Here is a 26423-nt window from a genome sequence, read left to right as displayed (position 1 = left end):
TGATCCGGGGTGCCGGGTAGGGTCTCAGGGTGAGTGTTTTCCTCCTCGGCGGTCCGGCCGCCCCAGAGACCGAGTCGACCGTCTACGCAGCGTTCATCGCCGAGGCGGCCGCGCTCGCGGTCGTCGCCGGTCGGTTGGCCCCGCGCATCGCGATCGTCGTCGTGCACGACGGTGACGGGCTCGAGCAGTCCGCCGCCCTGGAACGTGCCGTCGCACGCTCCGGTGAGATCGAGGCGATCCGCGTGGTCGTCCGCGAGGGTGGCGTGGTCGCGCAGGCTCAGCTGGCCGAGGTCGACGGGATCGTCGTCGGCGGCGGGCTGCCCTCGGCCTACGCGGAGGCGGTCGCGCCGGTCGCCACCGACATCCGACGCCTCGTCGCGTCCGGTCTGCCCTACCTCGGCATCTCGGCCGGCGCGATGATCGCCGCCGAGCACGCGATCATCGGCGGATGGCGTGTCGGCGAGGTCCCCGTGAGCCCCGAGGCGGCGTCCGAGGAGCTCGACGAGGTCACGATCGGCGACGGTCTCGGGCTCGTCGACATCGCGGTCGAGGCGCATGCCGCACAGTGGGGCACCCTCGGGCGGCTCGTCGCCGCGACGGAGGCCGGGGTCGTCGACGGCGGGGTCGCGATCGACGAGAACACGGCGCTCGTCGTCGGGCAGGGGGCGCTCTCCGTCCTCGGTGGCGGCAGTGTCTGGCAGGTCTTCACCGCCGAGCACGGGGTCGTCGTCCGCACGATCGGTGCCGAGCAGCCGCAGCAGCAGTAGTCCATGACGAACGGGATCCTCGGCGGCACCCCGGCACAGCTCGCCGCGGCGGGGTCGATGGACGAGGGGTGGGCCGGCGCGCTCGCACCCGTCGCGGACGACCTCGCGACGATCGACCACTGGCTCGCGGCGCAGACAGCGGCCGGTGCCCGATGGTTGCCGGCACCCGAGCTCGTCCTGCGGGCCTTCCGTACGCCGTTCAGCGCGGTCCGGGTCCTCATCGTCGGGCAGGACCCGTACCCGACGCCGGGTCATCCGATCGGCCTGTCGTTCGCCGCGGACCGGGAGGTCCGCCCGGTGCCGCGCAGCCTCGCGAACATCCATCGGGAACTCCGCGAGGACCTCGGTGTCCCGACGCCGGAACACGGCGATCTCAGTTCGTGGACCGGACAGGGCGTGCTGCTCCTCAACCGCGTCCTCACGGTCGAGGCGGGTTCCGCCGGGTCGCACCGCCGACACGGCTGGGAGGCGGTCACGGAACAGGCGATCCGCGCGCTCACCGCACGCCCCGCACCGCTCGTGTCGATCCTCTGGGGCAAGGACGCCGAACGACTGGCACCGCTGCTCGAATCATCGGGCGACCCCGACCGCCACGTCATCGTCTCGGCGCACCCGAGTCCGCTCTCCGCCTCGCGGGGCTTCTTCGGCTCGAAGCCGTTCAGCCGCACGAACGACTTCCTCGTCTCCCGCGGCGTGGACCCGATCGACTGGTCGCTCGACTGACGACCGGGTCGTGGCGTCGGCCGCAAGGGCTGTCCGCCGACCCACCCCCTCGTTAGGCTTGGGGGATGCTGGAAGAGGAGTACGAGCCGAGGCGCCGGCTGCCGCCGCACCTGCGCAAGCCGCCGACCCCCGAGACGCCGTTCGCCTTCACGATGCGCGACGCCACTGCGGCCGACCTGCCCGACATCCGGGCGATCTACAACCACTACGTCGCCAACAGCATGGTCACTTTCGACGAGGACGCGATGACCCTCGCCGAGTGGCGCTCCAAGTTCGCCTACCTGCAGCGGCTCCAGCTCCCGTTCATCGTCGCCGTCAACCCGACCGGACAGATCCTCGGGTACGCACTGTGCGCGCCGTGGAAGCAGAAGCGCGCCTACCGATTCACCGTGGAGAGCTCGATCTACCTCGGAGCGGCGGCGACCGGCAAGGGCCTCGGCACCGATCTGCTCGGTGAGCTCATCGAGCGCTCGAAGGCCGCCGGGCTCAAGGAGATGCTGGCCGTCATCGCCGACAAGGGCGCCGAGTCGTCGATCGCCCTGCACGAGAAGTTCGGGTTCACCGAGGTGGGCCGCATGGGCCGTGTCGGGTTCAAGTTCGGCCGCTGGATCGGCACGGTCCTCCTCCAGAAGTCTTTGAAGCGCTGAACCGGTCGACACCCTTCGACAGGCTCAGGGACCGGAACGGCCGGGGAACGGGGACCACAGGAGAGCGCCGCCTCTAGGCTGGTCGCATGGCGGAACTCCACGAGCTGACGGCGCTCGAGCAGTGGCAGGCGTTGCAGCGGGACGAAGTCTCACCGACGGAGCTCGCCCGGCACTACCTCGACCGCATCGAGCGCCTCGACGACGCGATCGGCGCCTTCACCTCGGTCGCCGCCGGATCGCTCGCCGAACGCGTGGAGGCGGTCGAGGCACTTCCTCGGACCGCACCGCTCTGGGGACTCCCGATCGGCGACAAGGACCTCGTGTCCCGTGCCGGTCAGCCCGTCCGCTTCGGGTCACGGCTCACCGCGGAGGTCGTGGCGACGACCGACGACGAGCTGGTCGGCGTCCTCGACCGGGCCGGAGCGGTGAGCCTCGGGAAGACCGCGACCCCGGAGTTCGGGCTCTACGGCTACACGGAGCCGCTCGACGGGGTGCCGACGCGGAACCCCTGGGCCCTCGACCGCGGAGCGGCGGGGTCGAGTGGCGGGGCCGCAGCCGCCGTCGCCGCGCGGCTCCTCCCGTTCGCCCCCGGCTCCGACGGTGGCGGCTCCGTCCGCATCCCGGCGGCCGCCTGCGGGCTCGTCGGCCTGAAGCCCACGCGGGGGCTCGTCCCCGCGGGCTCCGGTGTCGACCGACTCGCCGGCCTCGTCGTCCCCGGGCCGATCGCCCGGACCGTCGCCGACGCAGCGCTCCTGCTCGACGCGATGATCGAGCGCGTGCACGGACGCATCGACCATCACTTCACGCTGCGAGCACCCGACGCCGATGACGGGCCCCTGCTCGGGCACGCCGTGCGCGGCGAGGGCCGGTTCCAGTTGGCGGTCCTCGACGGCTCACCCTGGGACAGCGCCTTCGAGCTGGCGGTGGACCCGGAGGCCCGCGCCGCCGTCGACGTCGCCACCCGGGCGTTCACCGCGATGGGGCACGGCCTGGAGGAGCTCACCCTTCGCGACGCCGAACGGTACCCGACCGACTTCACGACGATCTGGCAGGCCTCAGCGGCCGGTGTCCCGGCGTCCTCGGAGGCGGAGCTGGCGCTCCTCGAACCCATCACGAGGTCGCTCGTCGAGCGCGGTCGGGCGCTGCCGGCGACCCGGCTCATGGAGACGCTCGCCAGTCTCCACCGGTTCGAACGCAGCGTCCTCGCGCAGTTCGCGCCGTTCGACGCGATCATCACGCCGGCGCTCGCCCAGACACCACGGCCGATCGGGTGGTACGACCAGGACTCGCCTGAGCTGAACTTCGAGCAGCAGGTGCGCTACGCGCCGCACACCTCCTTCGTGAACGCGACCGGCCTGCCGGCCATCACGCTCCCGGTGCACGAGACGTCCGAGGGGCTGCCGATGGGCGTCCAGCTGATCGGGCGTCCCGGAGGCGAGGCCACCCTGCTCGCCCTCGGTGCGCAACTGGAGCGGCGACTGCGTTGGCAGAACCGCGTCCCGTCCGTCGCCCGCTGACCGATCGTCGCCCTCGCGTCGCCGGTGGCGTATGACGGGATGTGACACCGCGGCCGGACCTCGTCCCTCCCGCTGCGCCTAGGGTGCTGAGGCGGCCCGGTCCGGACGGACCGATCGCCGCTCCACCGGAGGAGTCGATCATCAGCGAACAGTCCAGCCCGACGCGGTCCAGCCCCAAGCAGCTCATCCTCAACCTGTTCGAGATGAACTGCGTGAGCCACATCACCCACGGCCTCTGGCGCCTGCCGGACAACCGACGCGACCAGTACACCGACATCCGGTACTGGACGACGCTCGCCCGGACGGCGGAGGCGGGCGGGTTCGACGCGATCTTCATCGCGGACGTGGTCGGCGCCTACGACGTGTTCCGTGGCGGCCCGGCCGACGCCCTGCGCGAGGGCCTGCAGATCCCGAACAACGACCCGCTGCTCGTCGTCCCCGCGATGGCCGCCGTGACCGAGCACCTCGGCTTCGGCATCACCTTCTCGACGAGCTACGAGCCGCCGTTCGCCTTCGCCCGTCGCATGAGCACCCTCGACCACCTGACGAACGGCCGTGTCGCGTGGAACATCGTCACCTCGTACCTGCCGAACGCCGCACGGAACTTCGGCCTCGCCGAGGAGATCCCGCACGACGAACGGTTCGCGATCGCCGAGGAGTACCTGGACGTCCTCTACAAGCTCTGGGAGGGCTCCTGGGACGACGACGCCGTCATCCGGGACCGGGAGGCCGGCGTCTACTCCGACCCCGACAAGGTGCGGTACATCGATCACATCGGGCGCTACTTCCAGGTCGCCGGACCGCACCTGTCCGAGCCGAGCGCGCAGCGGACACCGCTGCTCTACACCGCGACCGCATCGCCGGCCGGCATCGCGTTCGCCGGACGGCACGCCGAAGCGGTGTTCACGGGCGTGCGGGGGCCTGGTGGTGCAGGACCCCTCCTGAAGCGGTTCCGTGCGGCAGCGGCCGACAACGGACGCGACGGGGCCGCGCTGAAGATCGTCGTCCAGGCGGCCGTCATCGTCGCGCGGACGCAGGAGGAGGCCGAGGCCAAGGCCGCGCTGTACCGCGAGCACGCGAGTATCGTCGGCCGGTTCGTGCACGCCGGGCTGCCGTTCGACCCGCTGGCGCACCCGGAGGACCGGACCGTCGCCGAGGCGCTCGCCGCAGAGGGGGTTCCGGCGGACGCCCTCCCGCCCCAGGTGACGGCCGGCACCGTCGGCGAGTTCGTCAGCCGGGTCGGCAGCGACCTCGAACGGGACTTCTTCGCCGTCGGCACCTCCGAGGTCGTCGCCGACGAGATCGAGCGATGGTTGGACGAGGTCGGTATCGACGGGATCAACCTGCGGCAGTACCACAGTCTCGACACGCTCACCGATTTCGTCGAACTCGTCGTGCCGGAGCTGCGTCGCCGAGGGCGACTGCGCGACGCGTATCGACCGGGGGAGACGCTCCGTGAGCGCCTGACAGGCGGAGCGGCCCGGCTCCCGGACGACCACCCGGCCGCACGATACCGCGGAGGACGGAACCTCGGCGACCAGCACGAGGGGACCGTCGACGGTCACACGGCGTCATCGAGGGAATCCGCGGGAAACCTGTCGTAACAGAGCGGCGGGGCGGCCCGGTGCGCCGACCAGGATGGGCAACCACACCGGCACAGCACCGGACCACCCCGACCCACAGGAGTACCCGTCATGACCCGAACCACCAGACGGCGAGCACGACTCGCCGCCGTAGCACTCGTCGCCGTGAGCATCGCGCTGACCGGCTGCTCGGCGGCGTCGGCCTCGTCCGACGCGGACGGTGGCAGCCTCACCTACCTCGACGCGGAGATCCCCACCTCGGCGCAGGTGCAGGAGGCGGGCACGTGGCAGACCCGTGCGCTCCAGCAGAACATCACCGACCGACTGCTCTACCGCAACGCGGAGACGGGCGAACTCGAACCGTGGATCGCCGACTCCTGGACCGTCAGCCCCGACGGTCTCACGTATACCTTCGTGATCCGTGACGGCGTCACCTACAGCGACGGCACCGCCGTCGACGCCACGAGCGTCGCGAAGAACCTGAACTGGCAGTCGACCGGCGACGAGGCGAAGGGCACGACCCCGAACGCGCAGTTCCCGCCCGGTCTCGTCGCGACGCCGGACGACGCGACCAGCACCGTCACCGTGGTCCTCGCCGCGCCGTATGCACCCTTCCTCAACGTGCTCACCGGGTGGGGATCCGGGCTCGTCGCCGACGCCACGATCGACGCGAGCAAGGAGGAGCAGTCGAAGTTCGTGAACCTCATCGGTTCCGGTCCCTTCGTCGTCGCCTCCGAGACCTACGGCAAGGAGATCGTGCTCGACCGTCGTGAGGGGTACGCCTGGGCCCCGCCGTCCTCCCCGAACCAGGGCGAGGCGCACCTCGCCTCGGTCACGGTCATCCCTGTGCAGGAGGACAGCGTCCGGCTCGGCACCCTGAAGTCGGGCGAGGCGGACGTCATCCGCTACGTCCAACCGAGCGAGGAGCAGGGGCTCGTCGACGCCGGCTACGACATCGTGTCCAAGACGGGTGTCGGTCTCAGCAACCAGTGGTTCCTCCGCAGCCAGGCGCCGTTCCTCGACGACGTCGACGTCCGCAAGGCCCTGCTGCACGCGATCGACCGTGAGCAGATCATCGAGACGCAGTACACCGACAGCTGGACGCCCGCGACGTCGGTCCTGTCGCCGGGCACCTTCGGCTACGTCGACGAATCGGCGAAGTTCGCCTACGACCCGGATGCGGCGAACCGCCTCCTCGACGGAGCCGGCTGGACCGAGCGCGACGCGGACGGCTACCGCACGAAGGGCGGCGAGCGGCTCACGGTGAAGACCTACATCGACGTCTACGACAACACGGCGAAGAGCCTCTTCCAGCAGATCCAGAACCAGTTCAAAGACGTCGGGATCGAGCTGTCGCTCAACGAGCTCGACTACTCCACCTACTGGGCGACCGCGTTCGCGGACCCGGAGGTCGGGGCGCTCCGGGTCGGTTGGCCGCACCCTGACCCCTCGAAGGGCCTCAGCGAGTACTACAGCAAGGACGGCTCAGACCTCCTCGGTCTCGCCGGCTCCGACACGACCCTGCAGTCGCTGCTCGACGCGCAGAACGCCGCGACCGACGACGACACCCGTGCGGCGATCCTCGGCCAGATCCAAGACCACCTGATCGACCAGGCCTATGTCGTCCCGATCCTCAACGACAGCCAGGTGTTCGTCACCCAGCAGCGGGTGAAGGGCTTCTCCCTCACCGACGGCGCCCTGCCGGAGTTCTACAACACCTCGATCGAGGACTGAGCGAGCGGGAGGGCCGTCGATCGGCCGGCCCTCCAGTCTCCGGTCCCGTCCCTTCCGAGAGGAGGCCCCACATGTCCAACCAGCATCCGAACGCCAGCGCGGCGGACACGCGACGCCGGCAGTACCGCGAGTACGTGATCAGACGCGTCGCCCAGGCGCTCCTCGTGATCGCGCTCGTCTACACGCTCGTCTTCTTCACCCTCTTCGTCCTGCCCGGCGACCCCATCGAGAACAAGCTGACGAGCCCGCTCAACCCACTGCCCCCGTCCGCCGGCGAAGCACTGCGGGCCTACTACCACTTCGACCTGTCGCCGATCGAACAGTTCGCACTGACCGTCGGTCGGCTCCTCCACGGGGACCTCGGCTACTCGCTCGTGAGCGGTCGTGCCGTGTCGGACCTCGTCGCGCAGGGCTTCTCGGACACGATCGTGCTCGCGGGCGTGGCGTTCGTCATGACGATCGTGCTGTCGCTCGCGATCGCGCTCACCGCCGTGTACGCCCCCGTCAAGGCGATCAGGAGCATCGCGGCCTCGGCGCCCATCGCCTCGATCTCCGCGCCGAGCTTCCTCATCGGCTTCGTGCTCCTCGCGATCTTCTCCTTCCAGCTCGGCTGGGTGTCGTCGGTGCGCGATCAGGGCTTCGTGTCCTACGTGCTCCCGGCACTGACCCTGGCGCTCGCCGTCAACGGTCCGTTGACGCAGGTGTTGATCCAGGGACTCCGGAAGGCCGCGGACGAACCCTTCGTCACCGTGCTCCGCGCGAAGGGGACGAGCGAGGTCCGGATCGCCCTCGGCCACGTCCTGAAGAACGGTGCGATCCCGTCGATCACGATGCTCGCCCTCGTCGTCGGAGAGCTGCTGGCCGGTGCCGTCGTCGTGGAGGCCGTGTTCACCCGGACCGGCCTCGGATTCATCACCTTCGAGAGCGTGCGCGATCAGGACACCCCGGTGATCCTGGCCGTCGTCATCCTCATCTCCTCCATCTACGTCGGCATCAACCTCGTGACCGACCTCGTCTACCCCGTCCTCGACCCGCGCATCGTCCGCCCGGGGCATGGGCGGTCCCGACGCTCCCGCCTCGCCAGGCCTGCTGTCACGACAGCGGCGGCGACGGGGACGGCGGTGCCCGACGGTATCCCGACGAAAGCGAGCGTGGACGCATGAGCCTCCGACTCCAACCGGACCGCGACGTCACCGCGGCCGACGACGGACCTGACGCGTTCCGTCGACTCCTCGGCCGCCTCGGGGTCGCTGACGTCCTGGCGATCATCGTCGTCGGTCTCGTCCTCGTGTCCGTCGTCGCACCCGGCCTCCTCACGCCGTACGACCCGCTCGAGCCCGACGACGCCAACGCGCTCGCCGCTCCGTCGGTCGCGCACTGGTTCGGAACCGACTCCCTCGGTCGCGACCTGCTGTCGCGGGTGATCCACGGCACCGGTCGGACCCTGCTCGGCTCGGCGGTCGCCGTCCTCATCGGACTCGGCGCCGGCACGGTCCTCGGGCTCGTCGCCGCGTCGTTCGGCGGTCTCGTCGACGCCGTCATCAGCCGGATCGTCGACGTGCTGCTCTCGATCCCCGGGCTGCTCCTCGCGATGGTCGTCGTCGTGGCGCTCGGCTTCGGCACCCTGAACGCGGCCGTCGCCGTGGGGATCTCCTCCATCGCGGCGTTCACGAGGATCATGCGCTCCGAGGTGCTGACGGTGAAGGACCTGCCGTTCGTCGAGGCGAGTCACCATCTCGGCGGGTCGCGGGCGTACGTCCTCGCGAAGCACGTCTTCCCGAACTCGTACTCCGCGGTGCTGTCGCTCACGGCCCTCCAGTTCGGCCTCGCGATCATCTGGATCTCCTCGCTCAGCTTCCTCGGGTACGGAGCTCCGCCGCCCGACCCGGAGTGGGGCCTGCTCGTCTCCGAGGGTCGTCAGTACGTCGTGTCCTCGCCGTGGCTCGTCGTCGTCCCGGGCCTCGTGATCGCCGTCACCGTGCTCGCCATCAGCCGTCTCAGCCAGCTCACCCGCGAGAGGACCACCGCATGAACCAGGCAGCCCTACAGCACAGCTCACTCCACGTCGTCGATGCGGCTCCGGTGCCGTTGCTCGTCGACGGGCTCGCCGTCGGGTACCGGACACGTGGCTCGAGGGGGCCGACTGACACGGTGCGCGACGTGTCGTTCCAGGTCGGCCGCGGCGAGACGGTGTCGCTCGTGGGTCAGTCCGGTTCGGGGAAGAGCACGATCGCCCGGGCGGTCGCGGGACTCCTCCCGGGCAACGGCTCGGTCACCGCCGGTCGGGTCGCGGTCGCCGGACACGAGGTCGCCGACTTCTCCCGGAAGCAGTGGCGCCCCCTGCGCGGCTCGACGCTGGGTTTCATCCCGCAGGATCCGCTCAGTTCACTCGACCCGCTGCAGCGGATCGGCGTGCAGATCGCCCAGGCGGTCCAGGTGGCGGGCGACACCCCGCGCTCGGAGGTCCCCGCGCGCGTGATCGAGTTGCTCGAGCACGTGGGCATCCGTCAGGCCTCGGCCCGCGTGCGGTCCTACCCGCACGAGCTCTCCGGCGGGCAGTTGCAGCGGGTGCTCATCGCGATCGCCATCGCGGCGAGGCCCAAGCTGCTCATCGCCGACGAACCGACGTCCGCGCTCGACGTGACCGTCCAGCGGCGCATCCTCGACCTCCTCGACGGCCTCCGGCAGGAGCTCGGGCTCGGGATCCTCTTCATCACCCACGACCTGGCGCTGGCGCAGGAGCGCAGCGACGCGATCGTGGTCCTGCAGGACGGGAACGTCCGCGAGTCCGGTCCGGCCGAGGAGGTGTTGCTCGCACCGCAGCACCCCTACACGGTGGGGCTGCTCTCGGACTCACCCGCGTCGTCGCCGCTGCGCTACCGGGAACGCATCCGCGCTGCGGCCGAGCAGGTGCAGGCGGAGCAGCGCGGCGAGATGATCGTGCCACCCGCCGTGGTCGAGGTGTCGCACGTGTCGAAACGGTACGGGCGCGATCCCCAGACGCCGCCCGCACTCGACGAGGCTTCGCTCGTCCTCCGCCCGCGCTCGATCCACGCGCTCGTGGGCGAGTCCGGGTCGGGCAAATCGACACTCGCCCGCATCGTCGCCGGGCTCACCGCCTTCGACGACGGGTCGGTGCGGGTGGCCGGCCGGGAGCTGCCACGAGACAACGCCGTCGCCAACCCCTTCGCGCGCGACCTCCAGCTGGTCTACCAGAACCCGCTCTCGGCGGTCGATCCGCGCTACACCGTCGGACAGATCATCGAGGAGCCCCTGCGGATCCACGGGGTGCGGAGCGCCGACGAACGTCGCCGCCGCGTCGCGACCATCCTCGACCAGGTCGCCCTCCCCACGAGTGCGCTGGGGCGTCGTGCACGGGAGGTGTCGGGCGGTCAGCGCCAGCGGGTCGCACTCGCGAGGACTCTTGTCCTCGCGCCGTCGGTGCTCGTCCTCGACGAGCCCACCTCGGCGCTCGACGTCTCGGTGCAGGCGCAGATCGTCGAACTGCTCCTCGACCTCCGGGACGAGCACGCGCTCAGCTACCTCTTCATCTCGCACGACCTCGGTCTCGTCCGACAGATCGCTGACGAGGTGACGGTGCTGTCGACCGGGCGCGTCGTCGAGTCGGGTCCGGCCTCGGCCGTCCTCGGGCATCCGCAGCACGCGTACACTCGGGAGCTGCTCGACGCGGTGCCGCGGTTCGACGTCGAGCGGCTCGATCCGAGCCGGTTCGAGGCCGTCGGATGAGCGCACCGCCCACGGAGCCACGCACGGAGGGGACCATGTCACGATCGTTCGACGACCTCGTCGCCGAGGCCGACGCCGCCTCGGTCGACGGATGGGACTTCTCCTGGCTCGACGGCCGGGCCAGTGAGGAGCGCCCCTCCTGGCGGTTCTCCGAACTGCTGGGGAGACGTCTGGCCGACGTCCCGTCGTCGCTCGACCTCGAGACCGGCGGGGGAGAAGTGCTCGACACGGTGCCGGTTCTTCCGCCGCTCGCCGCCGCCACCGAGTCCTGGCCACCGAACCTCGCCCGAGCCGCCGCCCGCCTGCACCCGCGGGGCGTCGTCGTCGTTCGCGCGGAGGAGGGTGCTCCACTGCCGTTCGCGGACGGCTCGTTCGCGCTCGTGTCGAGCCGGCATCCCGTCGCCGTGGACTGGAGCGACGTGGCGCGGGTGATCGCGCCAGGAGGAAGCTACCTCGCCCAGCACGTCGGACCGGCGAGCGTGTTCGAACTCGTCGAGGCCTTCCTCGGCCCGCAGCCCGAAGCCGTCCGTCGAGCACGTCACCCTGACGACGAGTCCGACGGTGCCCGCGCCGCCGGACTCGAGATCGTGGACCTGCGGACCGAACGACTGCGGATCGAGTTCCACGACGTCGGTGCGATCATCTGGTTCCTGCGCAAGGTGATCTGGATGGTGCCCGGATTCACCTCCGCGCGGTACCTCGACCGCCTGCAGCAGCTGCACCGTTCCCTGCAGGAGGACGGCCCGTTCGTCGCGCACTCCTCCCGAACCCTCATCGAGGCCCGCAAGCCCGCCCGGTGAGCAGCCCTGCCGAAGCGCCCTTCGACAGGCTCAGGGACCGGGATGCAGGCTCAGGGAGCGGGACGCCTCAGGGATCGGGACACCTCAGGGACCGGGACAACTCAGGGACCGGGACGCGTGCAGGACCGGAGCACGGGAGGCGGTCCTCCTACGGGCGGGTGACGCGCGATCCCGACGTAGGCTCGTCGTGACAGCGGGCGGAGGACGATCGAGTGACGGACAGCGGTACCGGGCGGCGTCCTGTCTCCCGTCTGCGCACACGGCTGCTCGCCGGCCTCCGGGCGCGCATCCTCTCCGTCTTCGCCGTCGAGCAGGACCGTCCGCCGCAGTGGACGCTCGATCTCGAGGACGGAACCGACACCGGCCACTTCGCGCCCGAGTCTGCGGCCTGGGTCGTCCACGGCGGGGTCGAGACGATGGTCGCCGGTATCCGGGCGCTCCTGCTGCAGGCCGCCCACCCGGGCGCCCTGGCCGGTGTCCACGACTGGTCCCGATACCGGGAGGACCCCCTCGGTCGGCTCGACGGCACCATTCGTTGGATCTTCACCGTGACCTACGGCGATCGCGAGACGGCGCGGCGGACGAGCGACTACGTCCTGAAACTCCACGAGCGCGTGGTGGGCGAGTATCTTGACGCGCACGGAGTCGCCCGGCCCTACGCCGCCAACGATCCCGACCTCCTGCGCTGGGTCCACCTGGCCTTCACCGACGCCTTCCTGAGCGTCCGGCGGACCTGGGGTGGTCCGATCCCCGGCGGACCGGACGCCTACGTCTCCGACTGGGCGCTCGCCGGGGACCTCATGGGGGTCGTCGACCCACCTCGGTCCGCCGACGAACTGGCGGAACAGCTCCGGGGCTACCTCGATCGGGGCGAGCTCACCGGTGGTCCCCGGGTGACCGAGACCCTCGCCTTCCTCCGCCGACCGCCGCTCGAGCGGTCGCTCCTCCCGGCCTACTCGGTCCTGTTCGCCGGGGCGGTCGCGACGATCCCACCCGAATACCGACGCATCCTCGGGCTCCGCACCGCCCACCTCGGGCCGATCCCGCTGCCGGTCGTGCCGGCGACGCGCGTCGTCCTCTGGGTCATCGGGCTCGTCCTGCACGGTGAGTCCCCGAGTCAGCGGGCCGCCCTGCGCCGGCACCGGCGGGTCACGCGCGATGCCGGCTGAGACGGTCAGGACCGATGGGCGGTTCGTAGTCGACGGATGATGAGGAGCACTCCGCCGCCGAGAAGGGCGAGCAGGGCCGCCATGATGGCGCCGATGGTCCAGCCGGTGCCGGTGTCGGCGAGTCCGTTCGATGCTGCGGACGTTCCGATTCCGCTTCCGCCTGAGCCAGATCCCGTGTCGCCCGAGCCAGGTCCGCCGTCGTCGTCGCCGGGACCCTGGTCGACGACCGTGAAGGTCACGACGGCCGTCGTGTCACCCGCCACACCGTTGACGGAGAACGCGACCGTGGCTTCACCCGGGGTGGAGCCCGCAGTGAGCGTCGCGCCGTAGGTGCCGTCGCCGTTGTCGATGACCTCGGACAGTGCGCCGAGGGAGGTGCTCAGCACGACGGTGTCGCCGCCGACCTCCAGGGGGATGCCGTCGGACCCCAGCAGGGAGACGATGACCGAGGACTCGGAGGTCCCGTCGGCGGGTACTTCGACGGGCGTCGCCTCGATGGTCGACGAGGCCGCTGCGGCGGTGCGGATGTACTCGAACGCCTGAGGCGTCGTGTAGATGGGTGCCCCGCTCTGGACGCTGCTCGACCAGGCGGTCGTCACGATCACGTCGACGAGACCGGCAGCGTGGGGCGGGGTCGTGGCGGCGACCAGGCCGGGGGACGGCACGGCGATGTCGGTTCCTGCGATCCCGTCGAATGAGACGCCGACCGGGCTGAGCGGGACCGTGTCAGACCGTGTCGGTGTCCGCTCGGTGTTCCCGTTCACACCAATACCGAGCTGGCCCGACTGGTTGTTCCCGAAGCCGAAGAGCTCGCCGTCCGTGGTCAGCGCGAAGGAGTGCGACCGTCCGGCCGCGACAGCGATGACCGGAGCAGAGGAGAAGCCGGTGATGTCGGTGGGCAGGGGTCGCATCGCGGTTGTACCGTCGCCGATCTGTCCATTGCTGTTGTAACCCCACGTGAACACCCGGCCGTCGATCGTCCGAGCCAGGGAGTGTGCTTCACCGGTCGCGATCTCGTCGACGACGACGCCGTCCAATGCGGGCACCGGCGTCGGTTGCCGTCGCACAGTGTTCCCGTCGCCGAGGTTCGACCCGCGGCCCCAGGTCCAGACTGCACCGGCCTCGGTGAGGACGGTGGTGGCCTGGAAACTGGGATCGACATCCTTGACCGGGACGCCCGCGAGTGTCGTGACGTTCGTCGGGGTGGGCTGCCGCATCGCGGTACCCTCACCGACCTCGCCGTAGGAATTGTCGCCCCATCCCCACAGACTCCCGTCGACCCCGACGGCGAAGGAGGTGAGGTACTTCGATGCCACGCGGGACGCCGGCACCGGCAGGGGGACCTGGACCGGGAGGTTCTGTTGCTGCCGGTCGCCGGTCCCCAATTGATCGCCGAGTCCGGAGCCCCAAGCCCACACCGTGCCGTCGGACGCGACGGCCATTGAGTGGACGGACCCGGCTCCGACGTCGATGATGTCCCGGTCGGCGAGGGCGGTCACCTCGACCGGACGGGTCTGATTCGCCGTGTCGTCGATTCCCAATTGGCCCGATGAGCCGAGCCCCCAGGTCCAGACGGAGCCGTCGACGCCGCGGACGATGGCGAACCGGTCGCCGGCTTCGACCTCGGCGATCGGCGGGAGGCCCTCGACCCGGACGGGCGTGAGCTGCGCCCTCGTCGTCGTGCCATCGCCGAGTTCGCCGAGCGTTCCGTCGCCGAGGGACCACACCGATCCATCGGAGTCCAACTCGAGGGTGAAGTAGAGCCCGGATGCGATGGAGGTCACGGTCGAGGAGACTCCTGGTGCCGGGGTCTCGATCCGTGTGCCTCCCGTGTCGGGTCCGCTCGCCGGCGTGACCGCCTGCGCGGCAATGGGGGTCAGAAGGGCCGCGGTCACGGTGGCGACGGCCGCTATGGCAGCAGCACGACCGGCGAGGCGCGGACGGGGGAGAGTGGAGGTGCGCATGAGTTCCTGTCGGGGGAGGTGAGCGTTCTACCGCTTCGGATACCTCTAGTAAACCACAGATATATATTACGCTGACATGCTCTGGCATATTTCCAAGCTGAACGGCAGCGGTCGACACGGACCCGCCCCTCCGGTCCCGGCGGCTCCGCCGCCCGCTCGCGCGTCAGAGGCGGGGGACCGAGGCGAGGAGCTGCGTCGTGTAGGGGTGCGACGGACGACTGAGCACCCGCGAGACCGGGCCCTCCTCGACGATCGCGCCGTCACGCATCACGACCACCCGGTCGCAGAGGTGCTGCACCACGCCGATGTCGTGCGACACCAGCACGATCGCCAGCCCCAGTTCCTCGCGGAGACGGCCGAGCAGCTCGAGGATCTGCGCCCGGACGGTCACGTCGAGCGCACTGAGCGGTTCGTCGCCGACGAGGAGGCGCGGGCGGTGCACGATCGCGCGCGAAAGCGCGATGCGCTGGCGCTGACCACCCGAGAACTCATGAGGGAACCGATCAGCCGCATCGGCGTCGAGCCCGACGAGCCGGAGCACCCCTCGGACCCGGGAACGATGGTCGCCCTCGATGCCGAGCGCCGCGAGCGGCTCGGCGACGATCCGACCGACGCTCATGCGCGGGTCGAGCGACGCGTACGGGTCCTGGAACACCACGCCCGTCTGTCGACGGAACCAGTGCAGGCTCCTGGCGCTCGCCGCCGCGCTCACCGGGCGGCCGTCGAACTCCACCGTCCCGGAGCTCGGAGTATCGAGGGCGAGCAGGAGCCGGACGAGTGTCGACTTGCCCGACCCCGACTCGCCGATGATCCCGACCGCCTCACCCGGCGCGATCACGAGGTCGCTCGGGTGGAGCGCGACGGTGCGGCTCGGGCGCTGGAAGAGCGACTCCCGCGGGTTGGTGTAGACCCGTTCGAGCCCCTGGGCGTGGAGCAGCGGCTCAGTCATCGTCCTCGCCCTTCCAGCTCATGGTCTTCGCGGCGGCCAACAGCCGCTGCGTCACGGGCGACACCGGCATCGACAGCAGTTGGGCCACCGGCCCGGCCTCGACGACCTTCCCCTGCGCGAGCACCACGGCGTCACTGGCGATCCGGGAGAGGACCGCGAGGTCGTGGGTGATGAAGACGAGGGATGCCCCGGTCTCGCTCACGAGACGCTCGAAGAGGCCGAGGATCTCCGACTGGATGGTGACGTCGAGCGCCGTGGTCGGCTCGTCCGCGATGAGCAGGGAGGGTCCGCAGGCGAGGGCGATGGCGGCCGCGACCCGCTGGCGTTGCCCGCCCGACAGCTGGTGCGGGTATCGCCGGACGATGCGCTCGGGGTCGGGCAGACGGACCCGCGCGGCGAGTTCGACGGCCCGGTCGAGCGCCTCCCGTTTCGACAGCCCCTCGTGGATGCGCAGCGGCTCGCCGATCTGGCGTCCGATGGTGCGGATCGGGTTGAGCGCCGTCCGAGGTTCCTGGAACACGATCCCGATCTCACGCCCGCGGATCCGCGCGAGTTCGCGGTCGTCGCGGCCGAGGAGTTCCTCGCCCTGCCAGCGGATGCTGCCGCTCACCGCGGCGCCGTCCGGGAGCAGTCCGAGGATCGCCAGCGCCGTCAGCGACTTCCCGGATCCGGACTCGCCGATGAGGCCGAACCGTGCGCCCGCCGGCACGCTGAAGCTCACGCCGTCGACGACCCGGCGGCCGCCGAGCGTGACGACGAGGTCCTGGACGTCGAGACTCATGCGGTCACCCCCTGGGGCGAGGTGGGGGTCGAGGCGGGTCCCCGGCGACCGAGGGTCGGATCGGTCGCGTCCCGGAGGGCGTCGCCCAGCAGGTTCAGGGCGAGGACGGTGATGGTGATGGCGAGCCCCGGCCACAGCACCGACAGCGGGTGCACGGCGAGGTAGGTCTGCAGTTCACTGAGCATCCGACCCCAGGACGGGACACTGGAGGGGGCGCCGTAGCCGAGGTACGACAGGCCCGCCTCGGCGAGCACCGCGACCGCCATCGACCACGACAGCTGGACGATGAACACCGGTGCGACGTTCGGCAGCAGATGCCGCGTCAGGTTCCTCACCGGTCCGAGACCGGCGGCCTTGCCGGCGAGCACGTACTCGCTGTGCGAGACCCGGCGGATCTCGGGTCGGGTCACCCGGGCGATGTTCACGCCGAAGCTGATGCCCACCGCCCAGATGACGACCCACAGCGAGCCGCCGAAGACGGAGGCGATCATCATGGCGATGAGGAGGGTCGGGAACGCGATGAGGATGTCGATCAGCACCGCGACCGTCTCCCGGACCCAGCGCCGCGTGAGCGAACCGAGGGCGGCGAGGGCGACCCCGATGACCGTCGAGACGACTGCGGAACCGATCGCGACGGCCACGGTCACCCGCGCGCCGACGAGCAGCAGGCTGAAGATGTCGCGTCCGACCTCGTCAGTGCCGAGCAGATGGGCCGGCGACGGAGCCAGCCACTTCGCGAACGGATCGGTGAGCTGGGGGTCGTACGGCGTCCAGAGGAAGGAGACGCCGGCACTCAGGAGGAGGAGGGCGACGACGACGAGCCCGAACACGCCGGCCGGGCCGGCCACGAGCGTGCGGAGTCCGCCTGACGCCGCGCGCCGACGCGGGTGATCCTGACGGGCGGTCATGTGGTCCGCTCCCGTTCTCGGAGTCGGGGGTCTGCGAGACGGTGGACGACGTCCACGACGGCACCGATCACGAGGACCACCCCGGTGAGGACGAGGAGCTCGCCCTGCACCTTCACGAGGTCGCGGTTGCCGACGTCGGCGACGAGCATGCGCCCGATGCCTGGCAGGGTGAAGAGCTGTTCGATGATGACGCTGCCGACGATGAGCCCGGCGATCTGGAGCCCGAGCACGGTGACGACCGAGAGCGCCACGTTCGGCAGCCCGTGGCGGATGAGTGCCTGCGAACGGGTCAGGCCCTTCGCCGCCGCCGTCCGGACGTAGTCCTGGCCGATCGCGTCGAGGGCGGCGGAACGGACGAAGCGCAGCAGGACCGCGCCCTCGACGACGCCGATCGTGAGCGCCGGGAGGAGGAGGGCGCGGATCGCCGCCAGCGGATCGTTCCAGCCCGCGCGCGGGAAGCCCTGCGCCGGGAGCCAACCGAGTACGACGGCGAAGAGGAGCACGAGCATCATGCCGGCCCAGACGACCGGGACGGCGGCGAGCCCCTGCGACGCGAACGAGATGACGACGCCCGTCGCGCGGGTGCGCCGGACGGCCGCCAACACCCCGAGCGGCACACTGAACGCGAGGGCGATGACGAGGGCCATGATGCCGAGCGGGACGGTCACCTGCGCCTTCTGGGCGAGTTCGCTGGCGACGGGGGTGCCCGTGATGAGCGAGTTCCCGAGATCGCCGCGGAGCAACCCGCCGATCCAGTCGAGGTACTGCAGGAGGACGGGCTGGCCGAGTCCCAACTGTTCACGGATCGCGGCGACCGCTTCGGGCGTCGCGTCCGTCCCTGCGATGACCTGGGCGACGTCGCCCGGGAGCACCCTGATGGTGAAGAAGATCAGGGCGCTGGCGGCGAGGAGCCCGACGAGGAGGAGTACCAGCCTCGTCAGGATGAAGCGGGTCACCCGGTCACGGCGACCTTCGCCAGGTTGATGCGCGAGTTGACCGAGTCCACGGGGAAGCCGGTCACGCCGTCGCGCACCACCGTGAGGGTGATCGCGGTGTAGAGCCAGTCGGCGGCGTTGTCCTTCGACACGAGGTACGCCGCCTCCTTGAGCTTCTGGGCTGCGACGGCCGGATCGGTCGCCGCTACGGATTCAGCATAGAGCGACTGGACCTGCGCGTTGTCGTAGCCGAAGTAGTAGTTCGGGTTCGCCCAGTTCTGGAAGTCGCGTGCCTCGACGTGGTTCACGTAGCTGAGGTCGTAGTCCTGGTTCGTGTAGACGTCGTTCAGCCAGGTCGGGAACTCGACGCTCTTGACGGTGAGGGTGACGCCGATGGCTTTGAACTCGGACACCAGGACGTTGGCCACCGAGGTTCCGTAGAAGCTCGGGATCGTGAGCGTCAGGGACAGGTTCTCCTGGCCGGCCTGGGCGAGGAGCGCCTTCGCCTGTTCCGGGTCGTACTTCACGAGCTCGCTGAGGTTCTCGTAGCCCGGATCGAGCTCGGGGATCGGTCCGTACTGTTCGACCGCGGCACCGCCGACGGCCTCGACGATCGCGGCGTGGTCGATGGCGGAGCGGAGCGCCTGCCGGACGAGGGGGTCGTTCAGGGGAGCGCGCTGGTTGTTGAAGGCGAGGGTGTACTTGTCGGTCGTCTTGCCCTCGGTGATGCTGAACCCGTCGGCGCGGGTGATCTGGTCCTTGAGGTTCGCGTCGAGCGCCGTCTGCACGTCGAGTTCGCCGGCAAGGGTGGCGTTGACGGCGGAGGAGGCGTCGGGGATGTAGCTGAAGACGACCTCCCTGACCTTCGGAGCGTCGCCCCAGTACTTCGCGTTCCGGTCGAAGGTGATGCTGTCGCCCTGCTTCCAGGTCTTCAAGGTGAACGGCCCGGTGCCGTTGGCGGTCGTCGACAGGTCGTTGGTGGCGCCCGACTCCAGCACGAGTCCTGCGCGTCCGGTCAGGGTCCACAACAGGTTGGAGTCGGGCGAGGTGAGCTGCAACTGCACGGTCGAGTCGTCGACGGCCGTGATCGAGGCGACCTTCTGGAGCGCCACGTTGTCGACGAAGGTCGGGTCCTGCTGCACCTGGGTGATGGAGTCGACGACGTCGGCCGCGGTCAGGGCGGCACCGTCGTGGAAGGTCACGCCGTCGCGGAGGACGAAGGTGTAGGTGAGACCGTCGGCGCTGATGTCGTGGCTCTTCGCGAGCGTGTCGACGATCTGGTTGTCCTCGGTGCGGGACACGAGGCCCTGGTAGACGTTGTCGATGAGGATCTGGTCGAGCGCGGCGCCGGAGGTGGTGCGGATGTTGAGGTCGGAGGGCTCCAGGACGAGACCGACCCGCAGGGTCGCGTCGGCGTCGGGCGTCGGCGTCGCGGCCGGGCCTGCGCAGCCGGTGAGGACGAGGGCGGCGCCGGTGACCGCGATCGCGGCGGTGAGGAGCTGACGACGCAGCTGACGATGACGCATGGAGGTCCTTTCGGGGATGCTGGAGTGGCAGGCATCTGGAGACGCACAACCGGTTCCGGGCAGCGGGCATTCCCGCCTGGGCCGCGTGAATACTGGACCGCGTCCGGAAAGCCGCATCGCTGGGGCTCCAGCGAGCGTACCCAGTCGACGTGTGTGGTGCCAGCCACGGTGTCAGGGGGCGTCACAGAGTGATCGGATCGTGATGTGCTCCGCCGCCTTGGAAGACCCTGCGCGGGGGCCGAGGTGAGCTTAGGCTCGCCTATACTGATCGTGTGAGCTATTTCGAGGATCCGGCGGAGTTCGCCGTCGCGGACGCACGCCACGTGCTGCTCGCGGGCGACGAGTCGTCGGTCGGCGAGCTGGCCGAGGTCCTCGCGCTGCTCCCCATCTGCGCCCGCGGTCAGGTGTTCGTCGAGGTCGACGACGCCGCGTCGATCACCACCCTCGACTCGCCGGGACGCGTCGTCGTGACGTGGCTCGTCCGCGCGGCGCGTTCGGGGGAACCCGGAACGGGCAGCCGGTGCGCACGCGGTCAGGCCGTCGCGCGAGCGACCCGGGCCTGGGCGAGCGAGATGCTCGACGTCGACGGACACGACGCGGCCGACTACCACGTGTGGATCGGCGGCGAGACGGAGCACCTCACCGGTCTCCGGAACGACCTCAGGATGACCCTGGCGAGCATCGGCGCACGTCAGCGCTCGAGCTCGGTCGAGCGCGCATCGCACTGACACGACCTCGCACTGACACGACCTCGCACGGACGCCGCGACGCTCGTCAGCGTCGCTTCGGCAGGTAGCCTCCCGCTTCGAGGCCGGCTTCGATCTCGAACCGGTTCCGGAGCGGATCACGACCGGCGATCGCGTACATCAGTGGGAAGAGCATGCCGTACCGCTGCCACTGCCGCTTGTGCACCGCCTCGTGTTCGAGCACCCGGGTCGACACGTTCCGGTCGGTGAGGTACACCCCGCCGACGCATGAGCCACCTCGGCCGAACGTCCACGACGGCATCCCGCGGAAGACGATCATCCCGCCCCGCCGTTCGACCGGACCGGTGCTCCACAGTCCGCCCCAGACGAGCCCGGTGAGCGTGGCGTACCAGTACCCGATCCGGCTCAGGGGTGAGTCGAGCCACGGGCCGCCGGAACGACGGCTCCGCGGCTCGTCGACGTGGCCGCGACGGGTCACGCACCGCTCCGGTAGGTCTCGAGGAGTCGCAGCCAGATCTCGCTCATCGTCGGGTAGGACGGCACCGCGTGCCAGAGGCGGTGCAGCGGCACCTCACCCACGATGGCGATCGTCGCCGCGTGGACGAGTTCGGCGACGTCCTGACCCACGAAGGTCATCCCGATGATCACGCCGCGCTCCTCGTCGACGACCATCCTCGCCTGCCCGGTGTAGCCGTCGGCGTGGAGGCTCGAGCCCGCGATGCCACCGAGGTCGTAGTCGACCACCCGGTGGTCGATCCCCGCCGCCTCGGCCTGCGCGGCCGTGAGTCCGACGGCGGCGACCTCCGGTTCGGAGAAGACGACCTGCGGCACGGCACGGTGGTCGGCGGTCGCCGCGTGGTCGCTCCACGGGCTGGTGTCGACATCCTCGCCGTTCGCCCGTGCCGCGATGACCGCGCCCGCGGCGCGTGCCTGGTACTTGCCCTGGTGCGTCAGGAGTGCCCGGTGGTTGACGTCGCCGACGGCGTACAGCCAGTCGCTGCCGTGGGCGAGGAGCTGATCGTCGACCTCGATCCAGGCACCCGGTTCCAGGCCGACGGCCTCGAGCCCGAGGTCGTCCGTCCGTGGCGTCCGGCCGGTGGCCACGACGAGTTCCGCCGTCGTCACCGCTTCCCGATCGTCGAACTCGAGCGTGACGGCACCGTCGGCGGCCCGGGAGACGGCGGTGGGCGAGGCGTGCACGATCGTCACGCCGAGCTCACGCAGGGAGGACTCGACGAGTTCGCCGGCGAACGGTTCGGTGTTGCCGAGCAGGCCACTGCGGGCGACGAGCGTGACGTCGACCCCGAGTGAGCGGTAGGCCGTCGCGAGCTCGACGGCGACGACGCCGCCACCGAGGAAGGCGACGGACGCTGGCAGGGTCTGGACGCTCGTGGCCTCGCGGCTCGTCCATGGCTCCACCGCCGCCAGCCCCGCGATGTCGGGCAGGAGCGCGGCGGATCCGGTGCAGACCGCGACGGCGTGCGTCGCCGTGAGCACGGTCGTCGAACCGTCGGCGGCCGTCACGGTGACCTCGCGCTCGCCGGTCAGTCGACCGTGCCCACGCACCAGCTCGATGCCGGCGCCCTGGAGCCATTCGACCTGGCCGTCGTCCGACCAGTCGCTCGTGAACGAGTCCCGTCGCGCGAGGACCTTGAGCGGGTCGAGCGCGGTGTCCTCGGGGATGGCTCCACCCGTGCGCTTGGCGGCACGCAGGGCGGCGCCCGATCGGATGAGGGCCTTGGACGGCATGCAGGCCCAGTAGGAGCACTCACCGCCGACCAGTTCGCTCTCGACGATGACGACGCTCAGACCGCTCTTGTGGGCGTAGTCGGCGACGTTCTCGCCGACGGGTCCGGCTCCGATGACGACGAGATCGACGGTACGGCTCATGGGGTGACTCCTGTCGGGTTGGTGCTGTCGGGCTTCGGTTCGCGACTGATCGCGCCGATGATGCGGAGGATGGTGCCGAGGTCGTCGGCTGCGGCGTCGGGGGAACCGGGGGAGAAGCCCGTGACGCCGGCCCCGGCGAAGCCGAACCGCGCGCGGAGCGCGGTGATGCAGTCCAGCAGGGTGCCGAGTTCGAGACCGAAGGGGACGGCCGAGCTGACGCCGGCGATGACGGCGGGGTCGAGGACGTCGACGTCCACGTGCAGGTAGACGCGGTCGGCGCCCGTCGCCTCGACGGCCGCGACCACCTCGGCGGCGCTCGTCATCACCGAGGAGACCATGGGGATGCCACGCTCCTCGATGTGGGCGAGTTCACCGTCGTCGAGGTCGCGCACCCCCACGAGGACGAGCCGGGCGGGATCGAGTGGGGCCTCGGGCAGGAGCATCGCGGCGCCTTCGCCGGTCAGTGCGCGGGCGACCATTCCGCTGAACGACCCGGACGGCGAGCTGAGCGGGGTGTTGAGGTCGCCGTGGGCGTCGAACCAGACGACGGCGATGCCGGGGTCGCGTCTGAGGGCCTCACCGACCGACGCGAGTTCGACGCCGCAGTCCCCACCGATGGTGATGACGGGCTCGTCGATCCCGACGATCGCCTGACGTTGGAGTTCCGCGGTCGTCACGAGGGAACTGGCGCGCCGGATGTCGGTGTCGAGGGCCTCGCCGGCCTCCGTCGGCACGTGGACGAGTGTCGTGGCCGCCGTGGGCAGGTCGCCACGGATCGCCTCGGCTCCATCGATCAACTGCATGGCCCTGGACGAACCGGAGCCCTGCCACTGGGGGACGACGACGAACTTCGTCATGCGGTGCCTTCCTGGAGGTGGTGCGAGGGGGCGAGGGCGACGGGCCCTCGGGAGGTCCCGAGGGCCCGTCGGATCGGCACTACTGGCTGGCGTTCGGCGTGTACTCGGGGCCGGAGGACTCGATCGCGGGAGACGCGGAACCGCCGCCCTTCAGCGCGGCGAGGCGGGCCTCGACCTCGGTCAGCTCGCCGAGGTCCTCGAGGTCGTTGAACTGCGCGTCGAGACTCGAGGCGGCGAGCTCCTGCTGGCCGAGCACCTTCGCCTCCTCGCGGCGGATCTTGTCCTCGTAGCGGCTCAGGTCGCTCGTCGGGTCCATGATGTCGATGCTGCCGACCGCATCCGCGACCTTGCGCTGGGCCTCCGCGGTCTTGGCCCGGGCGACGAGCTCGCTGCGCTTCGTCTTCAGCTGCTCGAGCTTCGTCTTCATGCCGTTGAGGCCGTTCTTCAGCTGCTCGACGACCTTCGTCTGCGAGGCCAGCTGCGGCTCGGCCTGCTTGGCCTCGTTCTCGGCGCCGATCTGGCGCTGGAGCGCGATCTTCGCGAGGTTGTCGAACTTGTCGGCGTCCGCGGCGTTGCCCGCCTGACGGTATTCGTCGGCCTTGCGACTCGCGGCCAGCGCCTTGGTGCCCCACTCGGAGGCCGCCTCGACGTCCTGCTGGTGGTCCTGCTCGAGGAGCCGGAGGTTGCCGATCGTCTCGGCGATCGCGCTCTCGGCGTCGGCGATCGAGTTCGTGTAGTCCCGGACCATCTGGTCGAGCATCTTCTGCGGGTCCTCGGCGGAGTCGAGCAGCGCGTTGATGTTGGCCTTGGTCAGCTGGGCGATGCGTCCGAAGATGGACTGCTTCTCTGCCATGGTGTGGTTCCTCTCTCGTGTCCTGCTGGGTCGTGTCGGTCGGTGTCCGGTGATGAGGTGGGTGGTGCCGCGGATCAGAAGCGACCGCCGCCGCGTCGGGAACGGGTGCCGCCGCCACCGAAGCTGCCGGCGCTGCGTGAGCGACCGGAGCCACCGCCGAACATGCCGCCGCTCGATCCTCCGCCGCCGAACATGCCGCCGCCGGAACGGGACCCGCCGCCGCCGAGGACGGAGTTGATCAGGATGCCGCCGAGGACGGCACCGAGCATCCCGTTGCCGCCCTGCTGCCCCTGGCCGCCGCCGAACATGCCGTCGAGTCCGCCCGCCGACTGGCTCTGGAACTGCCCGAGGTCGGCCTGGGCGAGCTGCACCGCTTGACTCGCGAGCGAGTTGGAGCGCTGGGCGAGGGAGAGCGCCTGCGTCGGGTCGTTGGCGGCGAGGCCCTGGGCCTGCACGAGGGTGCGGCCGGCTTCGGCGAGGCGCGTCCGGGCCTCCGGGCCGACGGCTCCGCGCCGCGAGACGATGAAGTCCTCAGCAGCCGACACCTGCGCGCCCGCCGTCTGCAGGGTCTGTCCGAGGGCGGCTGCAGCGCGTTGTCGCTGCTCCGCCGCGGTGCGCACCCCTTGGAGAGCACCGTCGATCTGCGTGTTCGCCGCATCCAGGCGGGCGAGGAGGGCGATCGGGTTGTTCGGTGCGCCGAGCGCGCCGCGAACCTGGGAGACCGTCGCGGTGGTGCTCGCGACCGCCGCGGCGAGGGTGCCGGTCGGGTCCGGTTGGCCGCCAGCCGCGGCGACGTCTCCGTCCAATTCGGCCAGTCGGGCGGCGAGGTGCTGCTCGGCGGTCGTCAGGTCGGCCTGCAGCCGCTTCACGGCCCCGGTGAGCTGGGTGGCCTGGTCGAGCGCTTCCTCGGCGGCTCGGATGCCGACGGCGGCCTCGCCCGAGTCTCCGGCGGCGAGCCGTGCAGCTGCGTCCGAGATCGCCGCGGTGGCGAAGGCGAGACGCTCCGTCGCCTGCGCCGGGTTGTCGATCACGGTGATGAGGGCGTCGGGGCTGTAGCGCGTCTGCAGGGCGCGCACCGCGTCTTGCGCGGCCGTCACCGTCGGTCCGGCCGCGGCCGCCCTGGCTCGCAGCTCCTCGACCGCGGCGGGTGCGTTCTTCTCGAGCGCGCGGAGCTCGTCGAAGGAGGCTGCTTGTTCATCGAGCACGTGGTTCGCGTGCTCGCAGAGCCGGATGATCTGGAGGTTCCAGTCGCGCTGTTGCTCCTCGGTGTCCGGCTCGGCGTCGTCGAGCCGCTGCTTGAGCGCGAAGGCATGTGCGAGGTCGTCCTTCGCTCCGGCGAGGGCGGCGGTGAACGCGGCCGTGGCCGGTTCGCCGTAGGAGGCGGTCGCGAAGCCGAGCTCCTCCTCGCTCGTCCGGACGGCGTCGTCGGTCTGGACGAGCGCACTGCCGGCGAGTCGTTCGAGCTCGGGGATCGGGGCGGTGGTCAGCGGGTCGACCGGTGCCCCCTGCCGGCCCGCGATCACGGCGCCGTCGCCGTTCGCAGCGCGGCGTCGGCGGAGGAAGACGACCAGGAGGACGACGGCCACGACGGCGACGACCACCATCAGCAGGATGGTCAGCCACCCGGCCGAGCCGCCTGAACCACCACCGCTGCCTCCGATCGACCCGCCGCCGACGGCGGCACCCAGGCCTTCGGCGGCAGCGACGCCGGCGCCGGCCCAGTCGTCGTCACGCAGCTGCGGCAGGATTCGCTGCTGCTCGATCTCGGTCAGCTGATCGCCGCTCACCGGTCCACTGGAGTCGCCGGAGAGGTAGTAGGCGCGGTCCTCCGTCGCCACGGCCAGCAGGTACTGGTTCGGTCCGAGGTTGTTGTCCTTCGCGGTCTGGTTCGCCCAGGACTCGGCGTCACTCGGGTCGGTGAAGGTCGGCACGTAGACCACCCAGAGGTCGACGCCGTGATCCGCGGCCAGGTCGTCGACGGCCGTCGTGATCTCGGAGACCTCGCCGCTGCTGAGGACGCCCGCACTGTCGGACACGCGCCCGGCTCCGAGCTGCACCGGGCTCTCCGCCCAGGCGGCGGTGGCCCCCGCTCCGAGGAGCACGGCCACGCAGAACGCCCAGATCGATACCGCCCAGCGAACCCGCATCGGTCACCTCGTCACTCGTTCGGACCCTGGAGCCCCACCCCGCGGCTCGGTTCCGAGTCTAGGTCCGGGCCCTCGACATCTCTACAGCGGGCTCCCAGCGAGCGCGCCGAACCAGAGCTGTGCTATGCGGCGGTGACGGGGCTTCGCCGACACCGACCGTGACGCCGACACCGACCGTGACGGACTCTGTTACCGACCGTGACGCGGCCGCTCGCGCGA

23 protein-coding genes are annotated in these 26423 nt (G+C 70.6%); 12 read left to right on the top strand and 11 right to left on the bottom strand.

Going from position 1 to position 26423, the window contains the following annotated elements:
* The first annotated feature begins 29 nt into the window (after positions 1-29).
* The 11 genes from GV015_RS15715 to GV015_RS15665 all read left to right on the top strand — a co-directional run bounded on the left by GV015_RS15715 (position 30) and on the right by GV015_RS15665 (position 12687).
* Positions 30-767, top strand: a complete 738-nt coding sequence (locus GV015_RS15715) for a Type 1 glutamine amidotransferase-like domain-containing protein (RefSeq protein ID WP_064295268.1) — start codon at positions 30-32, stop codon at positions 765-767.
* A 3-nt stretch (positions 768-770) separates the two neighbouring features.
* A complete protein-coding gene (locus tag GV015_RS15710; RefSeq protein ID WP_159879257.1) occupies positions 771-1490 on the top strand; it encodes a uracil-DNA glycosylase in 720 nt (239 codons plus the stop codon).
* 65 nt (positions 1491-1555) lie between these two features.
* Complete coding sequence (locus tag GV015_RS15705; protein WP_079707223.1) at positions 1556-2137, top strand: GNAT family N-acetyltransferase; 582 nt, start codon at positions 1556-1558, stop codon at positions 2135-2137.
* Positions 2138-2223: 86 nt separating this feature from the next.
* The gene (locus tag GV015_RS15700; RefSeq protein ID WP_159879255.1) at positions 2224-3654 is read left to right on the top strand and encodes an amidase; all 1431 of its coding nucleotides are present in this window, start codon (positions 2224-2226) and stop codon (positions 3652-3654) included.
* A gap of 203 nt (positions 3655-3857) precedes the next feature.
* On the top strand, positions 3858-5258 hold the full coding sequence (locus GV015_RS15695; RefSeq protein ID WP_159880337.1) for an NtaA/DmoA family FMN-dependent monooxygenase: 1401 nt from the start codon (positions 3858-3860) through the stop codon (positions 5256-5258).
* Positions 5259-5348: 90 nt separating this feature from the next.
* Entirely contained in the window at positions 5349-6971 is a 1623-nt protein-coding gene (locus GV015_RS15690; protein ID WP_159879253.1) for an ABC transporter substrate-binding protein, read from the top strand.
* Positions 6972-7042: 71 nt separating this feature from the next.
* A complete protein-coding gene (locus GV015_RS15685; RefSeq protein WP_201299398.1) occupies positions 7043-8134 on the top strand; it encodes an ABC transporter permease in 1092 nt (363 codons plus the stop codon).
* Positions 8131-9003 (top strand): ABC transporter permease, encoded by an 873-nt coding sequence (locus GV015_RS15680; protein ID WP_159879251.1) that lies wholly within the window; start codon positions 8131-8133, stop codon positions 9001-9003. The genes GV015_RS15685 and GV015_RS15680 overlap by 4 nt, the downstream gene beginning before the upstream one ends.
* The gene (locus GV015_RS15675) at positions 9000-10718 is read left to right on the top strand and encodes an ABC transporter ATP-binding protein (RefSeq protein ID WP_159879249.1); all 1719 of its coding nucleotides are present in this window, start codon (positions 9000-9002) and stop codon (positions 10716-10718) included. The genes GV015_RS15680 and GV015_RS15675 overlap by 4 nt, the downstream gene beginning before the upstream one ends.
* Before the next feature lie 35 nt (positions 10719-10753).
* Entirely contained in the window at positions 10754-11518 is a 765-nt protein-coding gene (locus GV015_RS15670) for a class I SAM-dependent methyltransferase (protein ID WP_159879247.1), read from the top strand.
* A 212-nt stretch (positions 11519-11730) separates the two neighbouring features.
* A complete protein-coding gene (locus tag GV015_RS15665; RefSeq protein WP_236555500.1) occupies positions 11731-12687 on the top strand; it encodes an oxygenase MpaB family protein in 957 nt (318 codons plus the stop codon).
* A gap of 5 nt (positions 12688-12692) precedes the next feature.
* Here GV015_RS15665 and GV015_RS15660 read toward each other — a convergent pair whose 3' ends face one another.
* The 6 genes from GV015_RS15660 to GV015_RS15635 all read right to left on the bottom strand — a co-directional run bounded on the left by GV015_RS15660 (position 12693) and on the right by GV015_RS15635 (position 19750).
* Entirely contained in the window at positions 12693-14651 is a 1959-nt protein-coding gene (locus tag GV015_RS15660) for an invasin domain 3-containing protein (RefSeq protein ID WP_159879245.1), read from the bottom strand.
* Between the two features lie 163 nt (positions 14652-14814).
* Positions 14815-15600 (bottom strand): ABC transporter ATP-binding protein, encoded by a 786-nt coding sequence (locus GV015_RS15655; RefSeq protein WP_159879243.1) that lies wholly within the window; start codon positions 15598-15600, stop codon positions 14815-14817.
* Positions 15593-16381, bottom strand: a complete 789-nt coding sequence (locus GV015_RS15650) for an ABC transporter ATP-binding protein (RefSeq protein ID WP_079707219.1) — start codon at positions 16379-16381, stop codon at positions 15593-15595. The genes GV015_RS15655 and GV015_RS15650 overlap by 8 nt, the downstream gene beginning before the upstream one ends.
* Positions 16378-17289, bottom strand: coding sequence for an ABC transporter permease (locus GV015_RS15645; protein ID WP_159879241.1), 912 nt, complete (start codon positions 17287-17289; stop codon positions 16378-16380). Before GV015_RS15645 ends, GV015_RS15650 begins: the two co-directional genes overlap by 4 nt.
* Positions 17286-18245 carry an ABC transporter permease gene (locus tag GV015_RS15640; RefSeq protein ID WP_079707217.1) on the bottom strand — a complete coding sequence of 320 codons (960 nt, stop codon included), beginning with the start codon at positions 18243-18245 and terminating at the stop codon, positions 17286-17288. Before GV015_RS15640 ends, GV015_RS15645 begins: the two co-directional genes overlap by 4 nt.
* Positions 18242-19750, bottom strand: coding sequence for an ABC transporter substrate-binding protein (locus GV015_RS15635; protein ID WP_159879239.1), 1509 nt, complete (start codon positions 19748-19750; stop codon positions 18242-18244). The genes GV015_RS15640 and GV015_RS15635 overlap by 4 nt, the downstream gene beginning before the upstream one ends.
* Positions 19751-20022: 272 nt before the next feature.
* On the opposite strand from GV015_RS15635, the gene GV015_RS15630 reads away from it, so the two are divergent.
* A complete protein-coding gene (locus GV015_RS15630; protein ID WP_159453431.1) occupies positions 20023-20478 on the top strand; it encodes an SIP domain-containing protein in 456 nt (151 codons plus the stop codon).
* A gap of 46 nt (positions 20479-20524) precedes the next feature.
* On the opposite strand, the gene GV015_RS15625 is transcribed toward GV015_RS15630, so the two are convergent.
* The 5 genes from GV015_RS15625 to GV015_RS15605 all read right to left on the bottom strand — a co-directional run bounded on the left by GV015_RS15625 (position 20525) and on the right by GV015_RS15605 (position 26204).
* Positions 20525-20935 (bottom strand): Fe-S oxidoreductase, encoded by a 411-nt coding sequence (locus GV015_RS15625; protein WP_159879237.1) that lies wholly within the window; start codon positions 20933-20935, stop codon positions 20525-20527.
* Positions 20932-22347, bottom strand: a complete 1416-nt coding sequence (locus tag GV015_RS15620) for an NAD(P)/FAD-dependent oxidoreductase (RefSeq protein ID WP_159879235.1) — start codon at positions 22345-22347, stop codon at positions 20932-20934. The genes GV015_RS15625 and GV015_RS15620 overlap by 4 nt, the downstream gene beginning before the upstream one ends.
* On the bottom strand, positions 22344-23204 hold the full coding sequence (locus GV015_RS15615) for an arginase family protein (protein WP_159879233.1): 861 nt from the start codon (positions 23202-23204) through the stop codon (positions 22344-22346). The genes GV015_RS15620 and GV015_RS15615 overlap by 4 nt, the downstream gene beginning before the upstream one ends.
* Positions 23205-23283: 79 nt before the next feature.
* The gene (locus GV015_RS15610; RefSeq protein ID WP_159879231.1) at positions 23284-24057 is read right to left on the bottom strand and encodes a PspA/IM30 family protein; all 774 of its coding nucleotides are present in this window, start codon (positions 24055-24057) and stop codon (positions 23284-23286) included.
* A gap of 74 nt (positions 24058-24131) precedes the next feature.
* The gene (locus tag GV015_RS15605) at positions 24132-26204 is read right to left on the bottom strand and encodes a YgcG family protein (protein WP_159879229.1); all 2073 of its coding nucleotides are present in this window, start codon (positions 26202-26204) and stop codon (positions 24132-24134) included.
* Positions 26205-26423 lie beyond the last annotated feature (219 nt).

The sequence above is a fragment of the Plantibacter sp. T3 genome (genome assembly GCF_902506515.1).
Lineage (GTDB): Bacteria > Actinomycetota > Actinomycetes > Actinomycetales > Microbacteriaceae > Plantibacter > Plantibacter auratus.
Note: the sequence above shows the minus strand (reverse complement) of the source record. Positions and strands in the feature narration are given on the sequence as shown.